This is a genomic window from Massilia sp. SYSU DXS3249 (assembly GCF_053668055.1).
Map to the genome: position 1 here is coordinate 50,160 of NZ_JBSIPX010000001.1, position 14,034 is coordinate 64,193.

Annotated in this window: 15 protein-coding genes; 5 read left to right on the top strand and 10 right to left on the bottom strand. The window is 67.3% G+C overall.

All coding sequences use genetic code 11. The annotated features are described in order from the left end of the window. Positions 1–42 precede the first annotated feature (42 nt). The 6 genes from ACWCIA_RS00250 to ACWCIA_RS00275 all read right to left on the bottom strand — a co-directional run bounded on the left by ACWCIA_RS00250 (position 43) and on the right by ACWCIA_RS00275 (position 4,604). Positions 43–330, bottom strand: a complete 288-nt coding sequence (locus tag ACWCIA_RS00250) for a hypothetical protein (RefSeq protein WP_454159862.1) — start codon at positions 328–330, stop codon at positions 43–45. Positions 331–595: 265 nt separating this feature from the next. Next, positions 596–1,240: an ABC transporter ATP-binding protein gene (locus ACWCIA_RS00255; RefSeq protein ID WP_454159864.1), complete on the bottom strand. Its 645-nt coding sequence runs from the start codon at positions 1,238–1,240 to the stop codon at positions 596–598. A 13-nt stretch (positions 1,241–1,253) separates the two neighbouring features. Beyond that, positions 1,254–2,051 carry a phosphonate ABC transporter, permease protein PhnE gene (phnE, locus tag ACWCIA_RS00260; protein ID WP_454159866.1) on the bottom strand — a complete coding sequence of 266 codons (798 nt, stop codon included), beginning with the start codon at positions 2,049–2,051 and terminating at the stop codon, positions 1,254–1,256. Continuing rightward, positions 2,048–2,881 (bottom strand): PhnE/PtxC family ABC transporter permease, encoded by an 834-nt coding sequence (locus tag ACWCIA_RS00265; RefSeq protein ID WP_454159868.1) that lies wholly within the window; start codon positions 2,879–2,881, stop codon positions 2,048–2,050. The genes phnE and ACWCIA_RS00265 overlap by 4 nt, the downstream gene beginning before the upstream one ends. A gap of 12 nt (positions 2,882–2,893) precedes the next feature. Beyond that, complete coding sequence (locus ACWCIA_RS00270; RefSeq protein ID WP_454159870.1) at positions 2,894–3,709, bottom strand: phosphonate ABC transporter ATP-binding protein; 816 nt, start codon at positions 3,707–3,709, stop codon at positions 2,894–2,896. 22 nt (positions 3,710–3,731) lie between these two features. After that, entirely contained in the window at positions 3,732–4,604 is an 873-nt protein-coding gene (locus ACWCIA_RS00275) for a putative selenate ABC transporter substrate-binding protein (RefSeq protein WP_454159872.1), read from the bottom strand. A gap of 229 nt (positions 4,605–4,833) precedes the next feature. Between ACWCIA_RS00275 and egtD the strand changes: the two genes are divergently transcribed. Genes egtD through ACWCIA_RS00290 form a run of 3 tightly spaced genes read left to right on the top strand, consistent with a single transcriptional unit; the run spans position 4,834 to position 7,984 of the window. Further along, positions 4,834–5,745, top strand: coding sequence for an L-histidine N(alpha)-methyltransferase (gene egtD, locus ACWCIA_RS00280; RefSeq protein WP_454159873.1), 912 nt, complete (start codon positions 4,834–4,836; stop codon positions 5,743–5,745). A gap of 11 nt (positions 5,746–5,756) precedes the next feature. Further along, on the top strand, positions 5,757–6,995 hold the full coding sequence (gene egtB, locus ACWCIA_RS00285; protein WP_454159874.1) for an ergothioneine biosynthesis protein EgtB: 1,239 nt from the start codon (positions 5,757–5,759) through the stop codon (positions 6,993–6,995). Positions 6,996–7,048: 53 nt separating this feature from the next. Beyond that, positions 7,049–7,984, top strand: coding sequence for a YihY/virulence factor BrkB family protein (locus tag ACWCIA_RS00290; RefSeq protein WP_454160549.1), 936 nt, complete (start codon positions 7,049–7,051; stop codon positions 7,982–7,984). A gap of 14 nt (positions 7,985–7,998) precedes the next feature. Here the strand turns inward: ACWCIA_RS00290 and ACWCIA_RS00295 are convergent, their stop codons facing one another. After that, complete coding sequence (locus tag ACWCIA_RS00295; protein ID WP_454159876.1) at positions 7,999–9,807, bottom strand: DUF885 domain-containing protein; 1,809 nt, start codon at positions 9,805–9,807, stop codon at positions 7,999–8,001. Positions 9,808–10,045: 238 nt separating this feature from the next. Here ACWCIA_RS00295 and ACWCIA_RS00300 point away from each other — a divergent pair, with 238 nt between their 5' ends. Then, positions 10,046–10,201 (top strand): hypothetical protein, encoded by a 156-nt coding sequence (locus tag ACWCIA_RS00300; protein ID WP_454159878.1) that lies wholly within the window; start codon positions 10,046–10,048, stop codon positions 10,199–10,201. Positions 10,202–10,207: 6 nt separating this feature from the next. Here the strand turns inward: ACWCIA_RS00300 and ACWCIA_RS00305 are convergent, their stop codons facing one another. From ACWCIA_RS00305 to senB, 3 genes are all read right to left on the bottom strand, one after another. After that, the gene (locus ACWCIA_RS00305; protein ID WP_454159880.1) at positions 10,208–11,353 is read right to left on the bottom strand and encodes a GGDEF domain-containing protein; all 1,146 of its coding nucleotides are present in this window, start codon (positions 11,351–11,353) and stop codon (positions 10,208–10,210) included. Between the two features lie 153 nt (positions 11,354–11,506). Next, complete coding sequence (gene selD / locus ACWCIA_RS00310) at positions 11,507–12,562, bottom strand: selenide, water dikinase SelD (RefSeq protein WP_454159882.1); 1,056 nt, start codon at positions 12,560–12,562, stop codon at positions 11,507–11,509. A 27-nt stretch (positions 12,563–12,589) separates the two neighbouring features. Further along, a complete protein-coding gene (gene senB / locus ACWCIA_RS00315) occupies positions 12,590–13,555 on the bottom strand; it encodes a selenoneine biosynthesis selenosugar synthase SenB (protein ID WP_454159884.1) in 966 nt (321 codons plus the stop codon). Between the two features lie 248 nt (positions 13,556–13,803). On the opposite strand from senB, the gene ACWCIA_RS00320 reads away from it, so the two are divergent. Then, positions 13,804–14,031: a hypothetical protein gene (locus tag ACWCIA_RS00320; RefSeq protein ID WP_454159886.1), complete on the top strand. Its 228-nt coding sequence runs from the start codon at positions 13,804–13,806 to the stop codon at positions 14,029–14,031. Positions 14,032–14,034: the final 3 nt, after the last annotated feature.

Here is a 14,034-nt window from a genome sequence, read left to right on the forward strand (position 1 = left end):
GGCGCCGGTTCCCGCCGCTGCCGGCACGGGGCAGGGGGCGGGCTAGTGCAGCGATGCCGTGGTGAGCTCCTTCAGTTCGCGGATAGGGATGTTCGATTTCTCGTGCATGCGCAGCAGGATCGTTGCGCCGACGTTGAGCTTGCGGTGGCGGATCTTGCTGATGATCGGCGGCTGCACCTCGAGCACCCGGCACAGCTCGGCGTCATTCTTGAGGTGCATCTTTTCGATCAAGGTGTCGAGCAGCTTGTTGGGGACGAAGCTCGAGGGCTCGAGCGCGCGCGCGCGATGCATCGCGGCCAGCATTTCCTGTTTTTTTTGGCGTACGTTCATGTACTCCTCCAAAATACTTTGGTTGAGGGGACAGGACCGTTCTGGAGACGCCCGGAGATTTTGATAGCTTATGCGTTCGGGTCGTTGTGATATTACTACGTCATCGTTGCGCACGACGCACTATTCGCATTAACTGAACTGTAACTGAACGTAACGTGCTCGTTTCCTCGCGGAATTTACGTTAACGCGTGGAACGGCTTCACCGGAATCCTGACTCCACGCGTTTGTACGCCCGCATAACGCAGAAAACACGCCACACCGAAGCTCAGGCCGGCTTGAGCCCATCCCGCGTCAGCAGCAGCACTTCATCGGCCATCTCGGCCGCTGCATGCGAGTGCGTGACCATGATCGCGCCGGCGCCGGTGGCGCGGATTTCGGTGCGCAGCAGGCGCAGGATGCCGCCTGCCGTTTCCGGGTCGAGGTTGCCGGTCGGCTCGTCGGCCAGCAGCAGGGCCGGCCGGTGCACCAGGGCGCGTGCGATCGCCACCCGCTGCAGTTCGCCGCCCGAGAGCTGGCGCGGGAAGTCGCCGCCGCGCCCGGCCAGGCCCACGGCCGCCAGCATCTCCCCGGCGCGCGCCGTATCGCTGCGGTTCAGCAGCAAGGGCAGCGCCACGTTCTGCTGCAGCGTCAGGTGCGGCAGCACGTGGAAGGCCTGGAAGATGAAGCCCATGCGCGTGCGGCGCAGGCTGGTGGCGGCATCGTCGTCGAGCGCCGACATGGGCTGGCCGTCGACCAGGATCTCGCCGCCGTCGGCGCCGTCCAGCCCCGCGATCAGGTTCAGCAGCGTCGACTTGCCCACGCCCGATTCGCCCATGATGGCGACAAAACGTCCCGAGGCGAAGCGGTGCGACAGGTTCGAAAGCACGGCGCGTCCGCCATAGGTCTTGGTCAGGCCGGAGAGTTCGAGCATGGGATGGTCGTGCTTATCGAGTGAGGGCGCGCCGCAGCGCGAAACTGGCCGCATCGACCAGGGCGACCAGCAGCAGCATCGCCAGCACCACGGTGGCGGCGCTCTGCATCTGGAACAGGGACAGGTGGTATTTCAGCATCTGCCCGAGGCCGCCGGCGCCAACCACGCCCAGCACGGCGGCGGCGCGGATGTTGTTCTCCCAGCGGTACAGGGTATAGGACAGCATTTGCGGCAGGGTCTGCGGCAGGGTGGCATAGAAGAAGGCGCTGAGCGCCGGCGCGCCGTTGTTGCGCAGCGCCGCCTCCGGGCCCGGCTCGGCGTTTTCCAGGGCGTCCGCGAACAGCCGGCCCAGCACGCCCGCCGTGTGCGCGGCCAGGGCCAGGGTGCCGGCGAAGGGGCCGAGGCCGGCCGCCACCAGCAGCAGCGCGGCCCAGACCAGCTCCGGGATCGAGCGCAGCGCATTGAGCACCAGGCGCACCGCCGCGCGCAAGGGGAGGCCCCAGCGACCCGAGGCCGGCAGCGCCAGCAGCATGCCGGCGGCCACCGCGAGCAGGGTGCCCAGCGCCGACATCGACAGCGTCTCGAGCGACGCTTGCAGGACCTTGCGCAGGAAGGCCGGCGCGGTCTCGGGCGGCGCGAAGCCGGACAGGAATTCCAGCGTCGTCCCGAGCGCCTCGGGCGCGAGGAAGGCTTTCCATTCCAGCTGCAGGGTGGCGAAACTGGCCGCGACCAGCGCCGCCAGGCCAAGCACGAGCAGGGGCGTCGTCCAGGATCGCGGCGGCGGAGGTGGCGGCAAGCCCGGGCGCGTCATCCCAGCCTCCGGCGCAGCAGTTTCGAGACCAGGTCGGCGCAGGCCACCAGCAGCACGAACACGATCAGCATGGTCGCCACTTCGCCGCCGGCCATCATGCGGGTTGATTCGTCCATCCGCTGCCCGAGCCCGCCGGCGCCGACGAAACCCATGATCGCCGAGCCGCGGATCGCGCACTCCCAGCGGTAGACCGTGTACGAGACCAGCTCGGCGGCGGCGTCCGGCAGGGCGCCGTAGAGCAGGGCGGCCAGGCGCGGGCTGCCGTTGGCCAGCAGGGCGTCGGTGGCGTGGGCGTCGCCGGACTCGAGGATCTCGGCATAGACTTTCGCCAGCATGCCCGAATAGGTGAGGGCGATCGCCAGCACCCCGGCCGTGGGGCCGAGGCCGACGACGCGCACGAACAGCAGCGCCCATACCAGTTCCGGCACGCTGCGCAGCAGCACCAGCACCCAGCGTACGATCTGGCGCAGGGCGGCGGCCGGGGCGCGCATGCGCCCGGTGCCGAGGCGCGAGATCGACAGGCGCTCGCTCACCAGCAGCGTGGCGGGGATGGCGCCCAGCAGGGCCAGGGCCAGGCCGGCGGTCGCGATCGCCACCGTGACCCAGGTGTCGCGCAGCACCATCAGCAGGAATTCGGAAGAGTGTTCGGGGCGCAGGAAGTCCGACAGGAAGCTGCCGGCCGCGGCCAGGCTTTGCAGGTCGAACAGCAGCCAGGGCTTGAACTCGCTGTAGACCAGCATCGGCCACAGCAGGGCGATGCCGGCCGCGCAGGCGAGCAGGCGCCGGCGCCAGGCCGGGTCCGGGTGCAGGGGCTGCATCGTCAATGGCATGAAAAGCGCATTTTAGAAGCAGGCGCCGACGGCGATGCGCTCGGGCGGTTCGTGCGGCCTGTGCGGCTGCGGCAGCGCGGTGTCGTTCTCGTACAGGGCTGCGATCATGGCGTCGGTGACGCGCTCGCGCGGCAGGTCGAACACGATGCGCCCATCCTTCAGCCCGACCAGCCGGTCGAAGTGGGCGCGCGCCATTTCTACCTGGTGCAGGCTGCACACCAGGGTAGCGCGGCGCGCGGCCGCCTCGGCCTGCAGCGTGGCCAGGGTCAGCCGGGCCAGCGTCGGGTCGAGCGCGGAAATCGGCTCGTCGACCAGGAAGGCCTCGCTAGAGGACAGCAGCAGGCGCGCCAGCGAGCAGCGCTGGCGCTCGCCGCCCGAGAGGCGGTCGACGCGCGCATACAGCTTGTCGCCCAGGCCGAAGCGCGCCAGGGCCGCGTGGGCGGCGTCCGGATCGACCGGGCGAAACAGCGAGGCGAGCGCCTTCCACAGACTCCAGTGCGGCAGGCGCGCGGCCAGCACGGCCGTCACCACGCGCTGGCGCGGCGGCAGGGGCGGGGTCTGGGGCGCGAGGAACAGGCGCGCGCGCAGGCGGTGGCGCGCCGCCTGGGCCAGCGCCCACGGATTCTGTCCGAACACGGTAAAGCTGCCGGCGGCGGGACGGTGCGCGCAGGCGAGGGTGGCGAGCAGGGTGGTCTTGCCGGCGCCGGAGGGGCCGATCAGCGCCAGCTGCTCGCCTTGCCCGATCGTCAAATCGAGCTCGTGCAACACCGCCACCCCGCGTTCGGCGGCGTGGTGGCGGACGGTCACCTTGTCGAACTTGAACGTCATTGGGCCTCGATATCGCTGCGGCTTACTTCAGCAGGCCGGCGCCGCGCGCCGCCGCTTCGATCGGCCGGTAGTGTTCGGCCGCCGTCGGGATGAATTTCGTCGCGCGCTGCAGTTCGAGGATTTCGCGGTCCTGGGGTTTGGAGGCGTCCAGGGCCAGGAAGGCGTCGCGGAGCTTCTTCTGCAGGGCCGGGTTCATGCTGCTGTGGACGGTCCAGTTGTAGTCGACGTAGCCGGGCGTGGTGTAGAACACGCGCACCTTCGGATCCACCTTGTTCGCTTCGACCAGCTTTTGCCAGACCGAGATGTTCAATGCGCCGGCATCGACCTTGCCGCCGGCCACTGCCGCGACGGTGGCGTCGTGGGCGCCCGAGAAGGCGATGCGCTTGAGGTCGGTGTCGGGATTGATGTTCGCGGCCATCAGGAAGGAGCGCGGCATCAGGTGGCCCGAGGTCGAGGATTCCGAGCCGAAGGAGAGCGTCTTGCCGCGCAGGTCCTGCAGCTTGTTGATGGCGGGCGAGGTGGTGACGAACACCGAACGGAAATTCGCGTCCTCGGCCCGCTGCACCAGCGGCACGACCTGGCCTTTGCTGCGCACGCTGGCTTGCACGAAAGTGAAGCCGCCGAACCAGACCATGTCGATCTTGTGGTTGATGAGTCCCTCGACCGAGGCCGCGTAGTCGGTCACCGGGGTGAACTCGACCTTCAGCCCGGTGGCCTTCGCCAGGTATTCGCCCAGCGGCTTGAACTTGCGCTGCAGCTCGGTCGGCGCTTCGTCGGGGATCGCGGACACGCGCAGCACGCCGGGCGTGTTCTGGGCGGACGCACCGGCGGCGGCGGTCAGGGCCAGGGCGGCGCAGGCGCCGAGCAGCAATTTTCTACGGGACATCGTGGACATGGCGGTCTTCTTTTTCATGACGGGGAATGGGACGCCAGCACGCTTGGGCTGCTGGCAAACGCGGGGAAATCGACTATTCCGCTATGATAGCAAAAACGGCAACTTCCCCGGTCCAGGGTGCATCTGCGCCCCGGCGGCACGAATGATAAACCTTATGCTGACGTCATGCACAACCGAAAGGCACTCTGCCGCACCAGGTGCCCGCGCCCAATCCCAGGCCCCGGCCCAGGTGCTCGCCCAACTGGCCGACGGCCTGGCCGCGGACCAGGCCGAGATTTCGCCGAAATTCCTCTATGACGGGCTCGGCTCGACGCTGTTCGAGGCCATCTGCGAGCTCCAGGAATATTATCCGACCCGCACGGAGGCCGCGCTCTTCGAGCGCTACGGGACCGAAATCGGGCGCGCCTGCGGCATCGGCACGACGATGATCGACCTCGGCGCCGGCAACTGCGCCAAGGCCGCTTCGCTGTTCCCGCGCCTGTGCCCGGCACACTATGTCGCGGTCGACATCTCGGCTGATTTCGTCAGCGACGCCCTGGTGCGCCTGCGCGCGCGTTTCCCGCACATCGCCATGGAAGCGCTGGGGCTCGATTTCTCGAACGGGCTGGTGCTGCCCGAGTCCGTCCCGGACAAGCGCCGCCTGTTCTTCTATCCCGGCTCGTCGCTGGGCAACTTCACGCCGCCCGAGGCGCGCGCCTTCCTGCGCCGCCTGCGCAAGAGCTGCGGGCCGGACGGCGCCCTGCTCATCGGGATCGACCTGGTCAAGGACAAGGCCGTGCTTGACGCCGCCTACGACGACGCGCTCGGCGTCACCGCCGCCTTCAACCTGAACGTGCTGCGCCACGTCAACCGCCTGCTCGGCGCCGACTTCGACGTGCGCAGCTGGCGCCACGTCGCCTTCTACAACGAGGCCATGGGACGGGTCGAGATGCACCTGGAGGCGCGCAGCGCGCAAACCGTGCGCTGGCCGGGCGGCGTGCGCGACTTCGCCGCGGGCGAACGCATCCACACCGAAAACAGCTACAAGTACCGCCAGGCCGACGCCATTGCCCTGCTCGAGCAGGCCGGCTTCGAAGCGACCCGCGTCTGGCTCGATGCGCGCTGCCCGTTCGCCGTGATCCACGCGCAGGCGTCCAACTGACGGGGCAGGGCATGGAGGCGCAGGGACAAGTTTCCGCACACGGCCTGGACAGCCGCTTCGCGCTGGTGCGCCAGCGTTCGCTGCAGCTGGCCGCGCCGCTGTCGCCGGAAGACTGCTGCGCCCAGTCGATGCCGGACGCCAGCCCTGTCAAATGGCACCTGGCGCACACGACCTGGTTTTTCGAGACCTTCATCCTCGAAACCCACGAAGCCGGATTCGAACCGCACCATCCGCAGTTCCGGGTGTTGTTCAATTCCTATTACAACGGCGTCGGCGCCAAACACCCGCGCGCGCAGCGCGGGCTGCTGACCCGGCCGTCGCTGGCCGAAGTGCTGGCCTACCGGGCCGACGTCGACGCCCGCATGGTACGCCTGCTGCAAGAGCGCGCAGGGGAGCCGGAGCTCGCCGCGCTGGTCGAACTCGGCCTGCAGCACGAGCAGCAGCATCAGGAACTGATCCTCACCGACCTCAAGCACCTGCTGGCCCAGAATCCGCTTGCGCCCGCCTATGCCGAGGGGCCGCTCGAACCGGGCATGCCGCCGCCGGCGCTGGCCTTCCTGCCCTTCGAGGGCGGGCTGGCCGAGATCGGCCATGCCGGCGCCGGCTTTTGCTTCGACAACGAGCTGCCGCGCCACTGGACCTGGGTCGCCCCCTTTACGCTCGCCTCGCGTCTGGTGACGAACGGCGAATACCGCGCCTTCATCGAGGCCGGCGGCTACCGCGATCCCAGCCTGTGGCTGGCCGAGGGCTGGGACCGGGTCGCATCCGGCGAGCTGGCCGCGCCTCTCTACTGGCATCAAGGTGAACAGGGCGAGTGGCAGGAATTCACCCTGCACGGCCTGCAGCCGCTAGCCCCGCACCGTCCCGTCACCCACGTCTCGCTGTACGAGGCCGACGCCTACGCGCGCTGGTGCGGCGCCCGGCTGCCGACCGAGGCCGAATGGGAATTCGCCGCCCGCCACGCCAGCATCGAGGCGGGCCACCTGCACCCGGGCGGCGCCGTCGACGATGGCTTGTCCCAGCTGTTTGGCGCCTGCTGGCAATGGACGAGCAGCAGCTACGCGCCGTATCCCGGCTATGCCCCCGCGCCGGGCGCCATCGGCGAATACAACGGCAAGTTCATGGTCAACCAGTACGTGCTGCGCGGCGCCTCCTGCGCGACCCCGGCCGGCCACGCCCGCGCCAGTTACCGCAACTTCTTCCCGGCCGGCGCGCGCTGGCAGTTCTCCGGAATCAGGTTGGCACGATGAAGGCCGCGAGCCGGCTGGGACGCCTGGGCGTGCACCGCCTGCGCCTGCACCGCATGCGCAAGCGGCGCAAGCGCGTGCGGATCCTGAACCGGCGCGCCAACGCCTACATCCTGAAGCATCCGCTCGCCTTCACGCTCAGCGTGCTCAAGGGCTTCCGCGCCAACCAGGGCCTGCTGCTGGCCGGCGCCGTCGCCTATTACGCGCTGCTGTCGATCGTGCCCTTCCTGATGCTGGTCGTCGTCGGCGCCTCCCACTTTATCGACCAGGCCGAACTGCTCTTTACGCTGCGCCGCTACCTCGAACTGCTGATGCCCGGGCAGTCGGCCTCGATCGTGGCCGAGGTCGCGAACTTCCTCGACAACCGCGGGCTCATCACCTGGGTGCTGGGCGGGACCATGCTGTTCTTCAGCTCCTTCGCCTTCACCGTGCTGGAGAACGCGATGAGCGTGATCTTCGTGCACCGGGTCCTGGTGCGGCGCCGCCACTTCCTGGTCTCGGCCCTGCTGCCGTACTGCTACATGCTGGCGCTCGGCATTGGCGTGATGCTGGTCACGGTGGTGGCCGGCACCCTGCAGGTGCTGGGGACGGAAAGCGTGCACCTGCTCGGGTCCGACTGGTCGCTGGGCGGCGTCTCGGGCGCCTTGCTCTACCTGCTGGGCCTGGCCGGCGAGATCCTGGTGCTGACTTCGATCTACCTGGTGATGCCGGTCGGGCGCCTCTCGCTGTCGCATGCGCTGGTCGGCGGCATCACGGCGGCGCTGCTGTGGGAGGCGGCGCGCCACGTGCTGGTCTGGTATTTCTCGACCCTGTCGCAGGTGAACGTGGTGTACGGCTCGATGACGACGGCCATCGTCGTCATGTTCAGCCTCGAGATCGCCGCCACGCTGCTGCTGTTCGGCGCCCAGGTGATTGCCGAATACGAGCGGGTAGGAAAGGGGAAGCCGGAGCGGCATCCGCCGATGACCACCGCGCCGCCTGCAAGCGCCTGACGAAGCTGTCCAGCTTAACGCGTCTGTGCGATCCAGCGTTTGACGTCCGACTCGACGACGGCCAGCGGCCGGCTGCCGCCTCCCAGGATCACTGCATGGAATGCCGGCAGGCTGAATTTGGCTCCGAGAGCCTGTTGCGCCTCCTGCCGTAACTGGGCGATTTTCAGGCCGCCGATCTTGTACGCCAGGGCTTGGCCGGGCCACGCCATATAACGTTCGACCGCATTGGTCGCCACCGCCTGGGTGTAGCCGTTGGTCTCCATCAGATAGGCGATTGCCTGCTCGCGCGTCCAGCCCTTGGCATGCAGGCCTGTATCGACGACCAGGCGGGCTGCACGCAGCAGCTCGTCATTCAGATGGCCGAAATACTGGTCGGGCTTGTCGAACAAGCCCATTTCCTTGCCCAGCGTTTCCGCATACAGGGCCCAGCCTTCGGAGAAGGCCGACTGGAAGGCGAACTTGCGGAAGTCCGGCAGCGGCATTTCCTGCTGCAGGGCCAACTGGAAGTGATGGCCGGGGCTCCCCTCATGCAGCAACAGCGTGGTCATCTTGGTGCTCTGATACTGCGTCGGGTCGTTCACGACAGACCAGAAAATGCCTGGACGTTTCCCATCCAGACTTGGTGGAGAATAATGGTCCGATGCCGTCGCGCGGGTCAGTTCCGGTTCCAGGCGCTGTTCCAGCGGCGCTTTCGGGCGTAGCGTGAACAGGGCAGCAAGCTTCGGTTCGACTTCCAGGTTGAGCTTGCGGTAAAACGCCAGGATCTCGTCGGCAGTTTTGAAGGGACGGTATTTCTCCTGCGACCCTGCCCATTTGGCAAGGCCTGCCGGCGCCCCGGTATAGCCCATTTTTGGCCCCACCACCGCGAACTCCGCCTGGATGCGTGCGACCTCCCGCAGGCCGATCTCGTGGATGTCGTCGGGAGTGAGCGACGTCGTGGTCGATTCGGCTGCCTTGGCGTCGTACCAGGCACGACCGTTGGGAAGCGCGCTCCAGCCGGCGCTGGTGCGCGCGGCGGCCAAATATTCTTTTTCAAGGAAGTCAGCCAGGCGCCGTGCCGCAGGGTTGAGCCGCTTCTCGATCTCCTGGCGATATTGCGCAGTCAGCGTGCGTTTGTCGGCCTCGGAAAAACCCGCCGGCAGGTTGTCGATCGGCGCGTAGAAGAGGTTCGCCTCAGGCGTGGCGCTGGCGAGTTTGCGATACTGCGGAATTGCGGCGAGGACCAGGGCTTTCGGCAGCACGATCCCAGCCTGGATCCCGGCACGCATGTTGACGACGGCCTGGTCGAGCCAGGGCGTCAATTCCTTCACCCGTGCCAGGAAGTCCCTGTATTCCTTTGGCGTCGAAATGGGCTGGGAAGACTGCCCGTTCGCCAGGCTGGCGAGCAGCAAGGGCGTCGTGAACATCATCTGGTCAATCGGCAGCAAGTGATTGGGGAAGGCCCCGGCTGCGATTTCCCGTTTGAGTTCATAAGCAAGAATATCGTAGCTGGTCTGGTCTGAGGTGCCCAGCTTTGCCCGGTCCACACGCTCCAGCCGTTTTTGCAGGTTTCGGATCGTCGCGGCATGGCGGGCGCGCTGTACTGGACTGATCGCCAGGCCCAGCTTGTCGTTGTAGCGCGCATCGCCCGTGAAGGTGGTCATCAATGGGGTATTGGCGGCCACCGCGGCATAGTAGGCGTCTCCCAGTTGCGTCAATTTCGCCGCGTCGGCTGTGGTGGCGGTACTGGCGCGCGCAGGCTGCTGTGCAACTTCCGCGTGTGTCAGTGGGGCGTAGGCCAAAAGGCAGGCCGCACACATGGCGGTCACGGAATATCGCATCATGATCAATTTCTTTCGCAACAAAGATGGGTAGAACTTGATACTAAGACAATCACGCCGATAGCGTCAACGTGCCGTTTGCAGGTCCGTTCACCGTCATTCGCGGAAGCGCCGAGCCCAGACGGCGCGCAGGTCTTGCGTTACCGCAATTTCTCTAACGAAACGCAATGGCACAGTACGTTCTTGCGCCGGCACAACGCTGGGCTTTAACGTGAGAACGGGAGGTGTCATGGAGGGAGGCGTGTTCCTGGGATTGCCGCTGCGGGTGCTGGTGGCGTTCGTCGCACTGCTGTTCGGACTGGCGCTGGTGGCGCGCCAGCTGCACCACCTGTATAAACCTGCCGTCGTGCGCCGCAGCGCCGATGGGGCCGGGCGCCGCCAGCCCGGCAAGGACTGAGCGTCCCTACAGAACGACGCTGCAGTTGCGTCCCGCCGACTTCGCCGCATACAGCGCGCGGTCGGCGCGTTCAATGGCCTGGTCGATCGGTTCCCCTTCCTCGTACCTGGCAAACCCCGCCGAAAACCGTACCCGCACGTCCGGCAATGCCGGGCTTGCTGCCATGTCGCGCAGGGATTCGCGCAGGCGCGCCACCCCCAGCGTCGGCTCGCCCGGCGGCGTTTCCTGCAGCAGCACGAGGAATTCCTCGCCGCCCCAGCGGCCGATGATGTCGACCGTGCGCAAGATCACCCGCGCCTGGGCCGCGAAGGCGCGCAGGACGGCGTCGCCGGCGGCGTGGCCGTGGGTATCGTTGATGTTCTTGAAGTGGTCGAGGTCGATGATGCAGACGTAGAAGCGCGGGCCGCCACGCGCGTGGCGGGTGGCGTGTTCCTGCAGCAGCGTCATCATGCGGCGCCGGTTCGGCAGGCCGGTCAATTCATCGCGCGCCGCCATTTCCTTGATGTGGGCCAGGGCCTGCTCGAGCGCGATCTTCTGCGTCTTGAGGCGGGTGCGCATGTCCATCAGCTGGCCCGAGAGCTGGGAAATGGCCAGCATCACGATCGCCATCAGCGCGAAATTGAAGAGTTCGCGCTGGGGCTGGTAATACGCCGGCTGGTGCTGGGTGCACCAGTACATGACCGCGCCCATGACCACGACCGTGTACAGGCTGACCACACGCACCGCGGCCGCCCGCAGGCTGAACATGCCGAACACCATCACCAGCCCCAGCATGATGACGGTCGCGCCGTGCATGGGGCCGGTCATCGCATAGACGCACGCAATGAGCGTCTGCGCCATGATGGCTTGCGGCATGGCCAGGGTCGGGTCGGCGAAGCGCCGGTTGAGCCCGCTACGGATCAGCACGTAGAAGCCCGCGATGAACACGAAGAAGGAGCTGGAGAGCACCGCCACCTGGCGTACGTCGGCCACGCCGATGGCGGCCGCATAGATGAGCAGGATGACGACGGTGCTTGTCACCAGCGCGGCCAGGCCCAGCAGCCTAAGGGTCAGGCGCTGCAGGCTGTCGCTGCCGAGGAGGAGATTGGCCAGGCGGGTCCACAGGCCGGGCTGTGGACCGGGATCGGTAGCCGCAAGGGCGGCCTGTTGCATGTGCATTGTCTCTGAGAATGTTGTTATGGACCGGTCTGCGCCGGCAGTCCGTCATTATACAACCGACAATTCTCAAGAAGACAAGATGCTCATTTAAATGTTGCTTTAAAGATGCAAAAAACGGGCGGCGCAGGGCCGCCACGCTGCCATTCCTCAGGCCTGGACGACGACGCGCGGCGCACCCGCGGCCATGCGGCCGATCACCTGCGCGTCGCCGAAGCCTTCGCGGGCGAACAGGGCCAGCACCTCGTCGGCGACGGCCGCCTTGCACGACACCAGCAAACCGCCCGAGGTTTGCGGGTCGGTCAGCAGGGCCTGCTGGGCCGGCGTCACCGCCTCCGCCAGCACGACTTCGCCGCCATAGGCGGCCCAGTTGCGGCCCGATGCGCCGGTGATGTAGCCATCCTGCGCCAGTTGCAGCACGCCCGGGAGCAGGGGAATCGAGGTCATATCGAGTTCGGCCGTGACGCCGGCGCCGCGCGCCAGCTCGAGCAGGTGGCCGAGCAGGCCGAAGCCGGTGACGTCGGTCAGCGCGTGCACCCCGGCCATGTCGGCCAGCGCCTTGCCCGGCTTGTTGAGCTTGGTGGTGTTGGCGATCATGGCGGCGTAGCCGTCGGCGCCGAGCACGTCTTTCTTGAGCGCGGCCGAGAGCACGCCCACGCCCAGCGGCTTGCCCAGAATCAGCACGTCGCCGGCCTTGGCGTCGGCATTGCGCTTGACCTTGCTTGGGTGCACCAGGCCCATCACGACCAGGCCGTAGATCGGCTCGACCGAATCGATGGTGTGGCCGCCGGCGATCGGGATGCCGGCCTCGGCGCAGATCGACTCGCCGCCGCGGATGATCTCGCCGATCGTTTCCAGGGGCAGCTTGTTGATCGGCATGCCGACCAGGGCCAGGGCCATGATCGGGGTGCCGCCCATCGCGTAGACGTCGGAAATGGCGTTGGTGGCGGCGATGCGGCCGAAGTCGAACGGGTCGTCGACGATGGGCATGAAGAAGTCGGTGGTGGCGATCAGCGCCTGTTCGTCGTTGAGCTTGTAGACGGCGGCGTCGTCGGCGGTCTCGATGCCGACCATCAGCTGCGGCGGCACGGGAAAGCCGCTCGACTTCTTCAGGATTTCGGCCAGCACGCCGGGCGCGATCTTGCAGCCGCAGCCACCGCCGTGCGAGAAGGAAGTCAGTTTGATGGTCTGGTCAGGGGCATTCATGTTCGGTTCCACGTTCGTATCGGTTTCTCAAGACAGCAGATTATCCACCAAGTCGTTCAATGCCGCTTGCTCGGCCTTTGGCGCGAACAGCGGCGCGCGCGCCGCGCACTGGCGGCGCAGCAGGGCGTCGAAGTCCGCGTCGCCGGCGATGCGGTCGATCAGGCGCGCCAGCGCGGCCGCGTCACCGACGGGGAAGTAGCCGGCGTACTCCGCGCCCAGCATGCCGACGTTGCCCTCGATGTCCGAGGCCAGCACCGGCACGCCGCTGGTGACGGCCTCGATGATGACGTTGGCGCCGCCTTCCATGGTGGAAGCGATCGCCATTGCGCTGGATGCGGCCAGGCGCGCGCGCGTTTCGGCGTGGGGCAGGGGGCCGAGCCAGCGGTAGCGGGGCGTCGCCAGCATCGCCGCTTGCGCCGCCACTTCCAGCGCCGGGTCGAGCGCGCGCCCGATGTGCAGCAGGCGCACCCGGGGCGCCGTGACCAGCTCGGCGGCGCGCATGAAGGTCAGCGGATCCTTTTCGGCGCGCAGGTGGCCGACCATGCAGATATCGACATGATCGGCCTCGCGGGCGGCCGGCGCCAGGCTGGGGGCCGACTGGTAGATGATGCGGGCTTTCGCCCGCAGCGCGGGCGGCAGGCGCGCCAGCCCGGCTTCCTGCAGCAGGATCAGGGCGTCGGCACGTTCGAGGGACGCGCGCGCCTCGAGCGAGGTCTCGATGTCGCGGTAGAGGTCGGTTCCGGTCAGGACCAGGATGGACGGACGGCCGGGAAAAGCGTCGGTGAACGCGGCCAGCGACGCCGCCGAGCGGCGCGCATGCAGGGCGATCATCAGGTCGGGCGTGGGTGCGCTGGCGTCGGCCAGCCAGGCATGGCAAACCTCGACCGTGTACTTGTTTTCGAGGAACTGCGCCCAGCGGCTGGCAGTTTGCCAGTTGCCGTTGTTGTCCGCTGCGGCTGCGGGGCTGGCGATGACGATATGGGGGCGGTCCATCGGGGCGATAAGGGGGAATGGCTGGTGCGCGATTATAAGGTCATGGCAGCGGTCAGGGCGCGAGGCCAGCGTGCGGCTCCAGTGCAGGCGCCGGGTGCGCGGCGTGTGTTCCGGCAGCTCCGGCCATCCGAATCCGATCCCAGGCTGGGATGCCGGCTGACATCAACGTAGGAAGACGCCCATGTCGGAGAAGAGCACGGCTGCGGTTTAATGACAACTCGAATGGACGAATCGGTAGGGAGCAGGCGATGGGCATTTGGGATGACAGGATAGAAGTGGATGCGATGCTGGCGGCGCTGGCCGCCCTGGTGTCGCACCTGCTGGCCCTCGGCCTCGCTTTCCTGCACGCCTTCTTCAGGATCGACTGGCAGCGCTTCCTCGGCTCCCCCAGCATGGCGGCAGGCGCCCTGGCTGTACTTCCTGCCGCGTGGCTGGTGATCCGGGAAAACCTGTTGCTTGCAAGGCTGCAGGCCTAGGCG

Coding starts and splice junctions, on each gene's coding strand:
- ACWCIA_RS00250 (WP_454159862.1), bottom strand. CDS start 330: ATGAACGTACGCCAAAAAAAACAGGAAATGCTGGCCGCGATGCATCGC.
- ACWCIA_RS00265 (WP_454159868.1), bottom strand. CDS start 2,881: ATGCCATTGACGATGCAGCCCCTGCACCCGGACCCGGCCTGGCGCCGG.
- senB (WP_454159884.1), bottom strand. CDS start 13,555: ATGGACCGCCCCCATATCGTCATCGCCAGCCCCGCAGCCGCAGCGGAC.
- ACWCIA_RS00295 (WP_454159876.1), bottom strand. CDS start 9,807: ATGATGCGATATTCCGTGACCGCCATGTGTGCGGCCTGCCTTTTGGCC.
- egtB (WP_454159874.1), top strand. CDS start 5,757: ATGGAGGCGCAGGGACAAGTTTCCGCACACGGCCTGGACAGCCGCTTC.
- ACWCIA_RS00305 (WP_454159880.1), bottom strand. CDS start 11,353: ATGCAACAGGCCGCCCTTGCGGCTACCGATCCCGGTCCACAGCCCGGC.
- ACWCIA_RS00320 (WP_454159886.1), top strand. CDS start 13,804: ATGGGCATTTGGGATGACAGGATAGAAGTGGATGCGATGCTGGCGGCG.
- ACWCIA_RS00290 (WP_454160549.1), top strand. CDS start 7,049: ATGCGCAAGCGGCGCAAGCGCGTGCGGATCCTGAACCGGCGCGCCAAC.
- phnE (WP_454159866.1), bottom strand. CDS start 2,051: ATGACGCGCCCGGGCTTGCCGCCACCTCCGCCGCCGCGATCCTGGACG.
- ACWCIA_RS00270 (WP_454159870.1), bottom strand. CDS start 3,709: ATGACGTTCAAGTTCGACAAGGTGACCGTCCGCCACCACGCCGCCGAA.
- ACWCIA_RS00255 (WP_454159864.1), bottom strand. CDS start 1,240: ATGCTCGAACTCTCCGGCCTGACCAAGACCTATGGCGGACGCGCCGTG.
- selD (WP_454159882.1), bottom strand. CDS start 12,562: ATGAATGCCCCTGACCAGACCATCAAACTGACTTCCTTCTCGCACGGC.
- ACWCIA_RS00275 (WP_454159872.1), bottom strand. CDS start 4,604: ATGTCCACGATGTCCCGTAGAAAATTGCTGCTCGGCGCCTGCGCCGCC.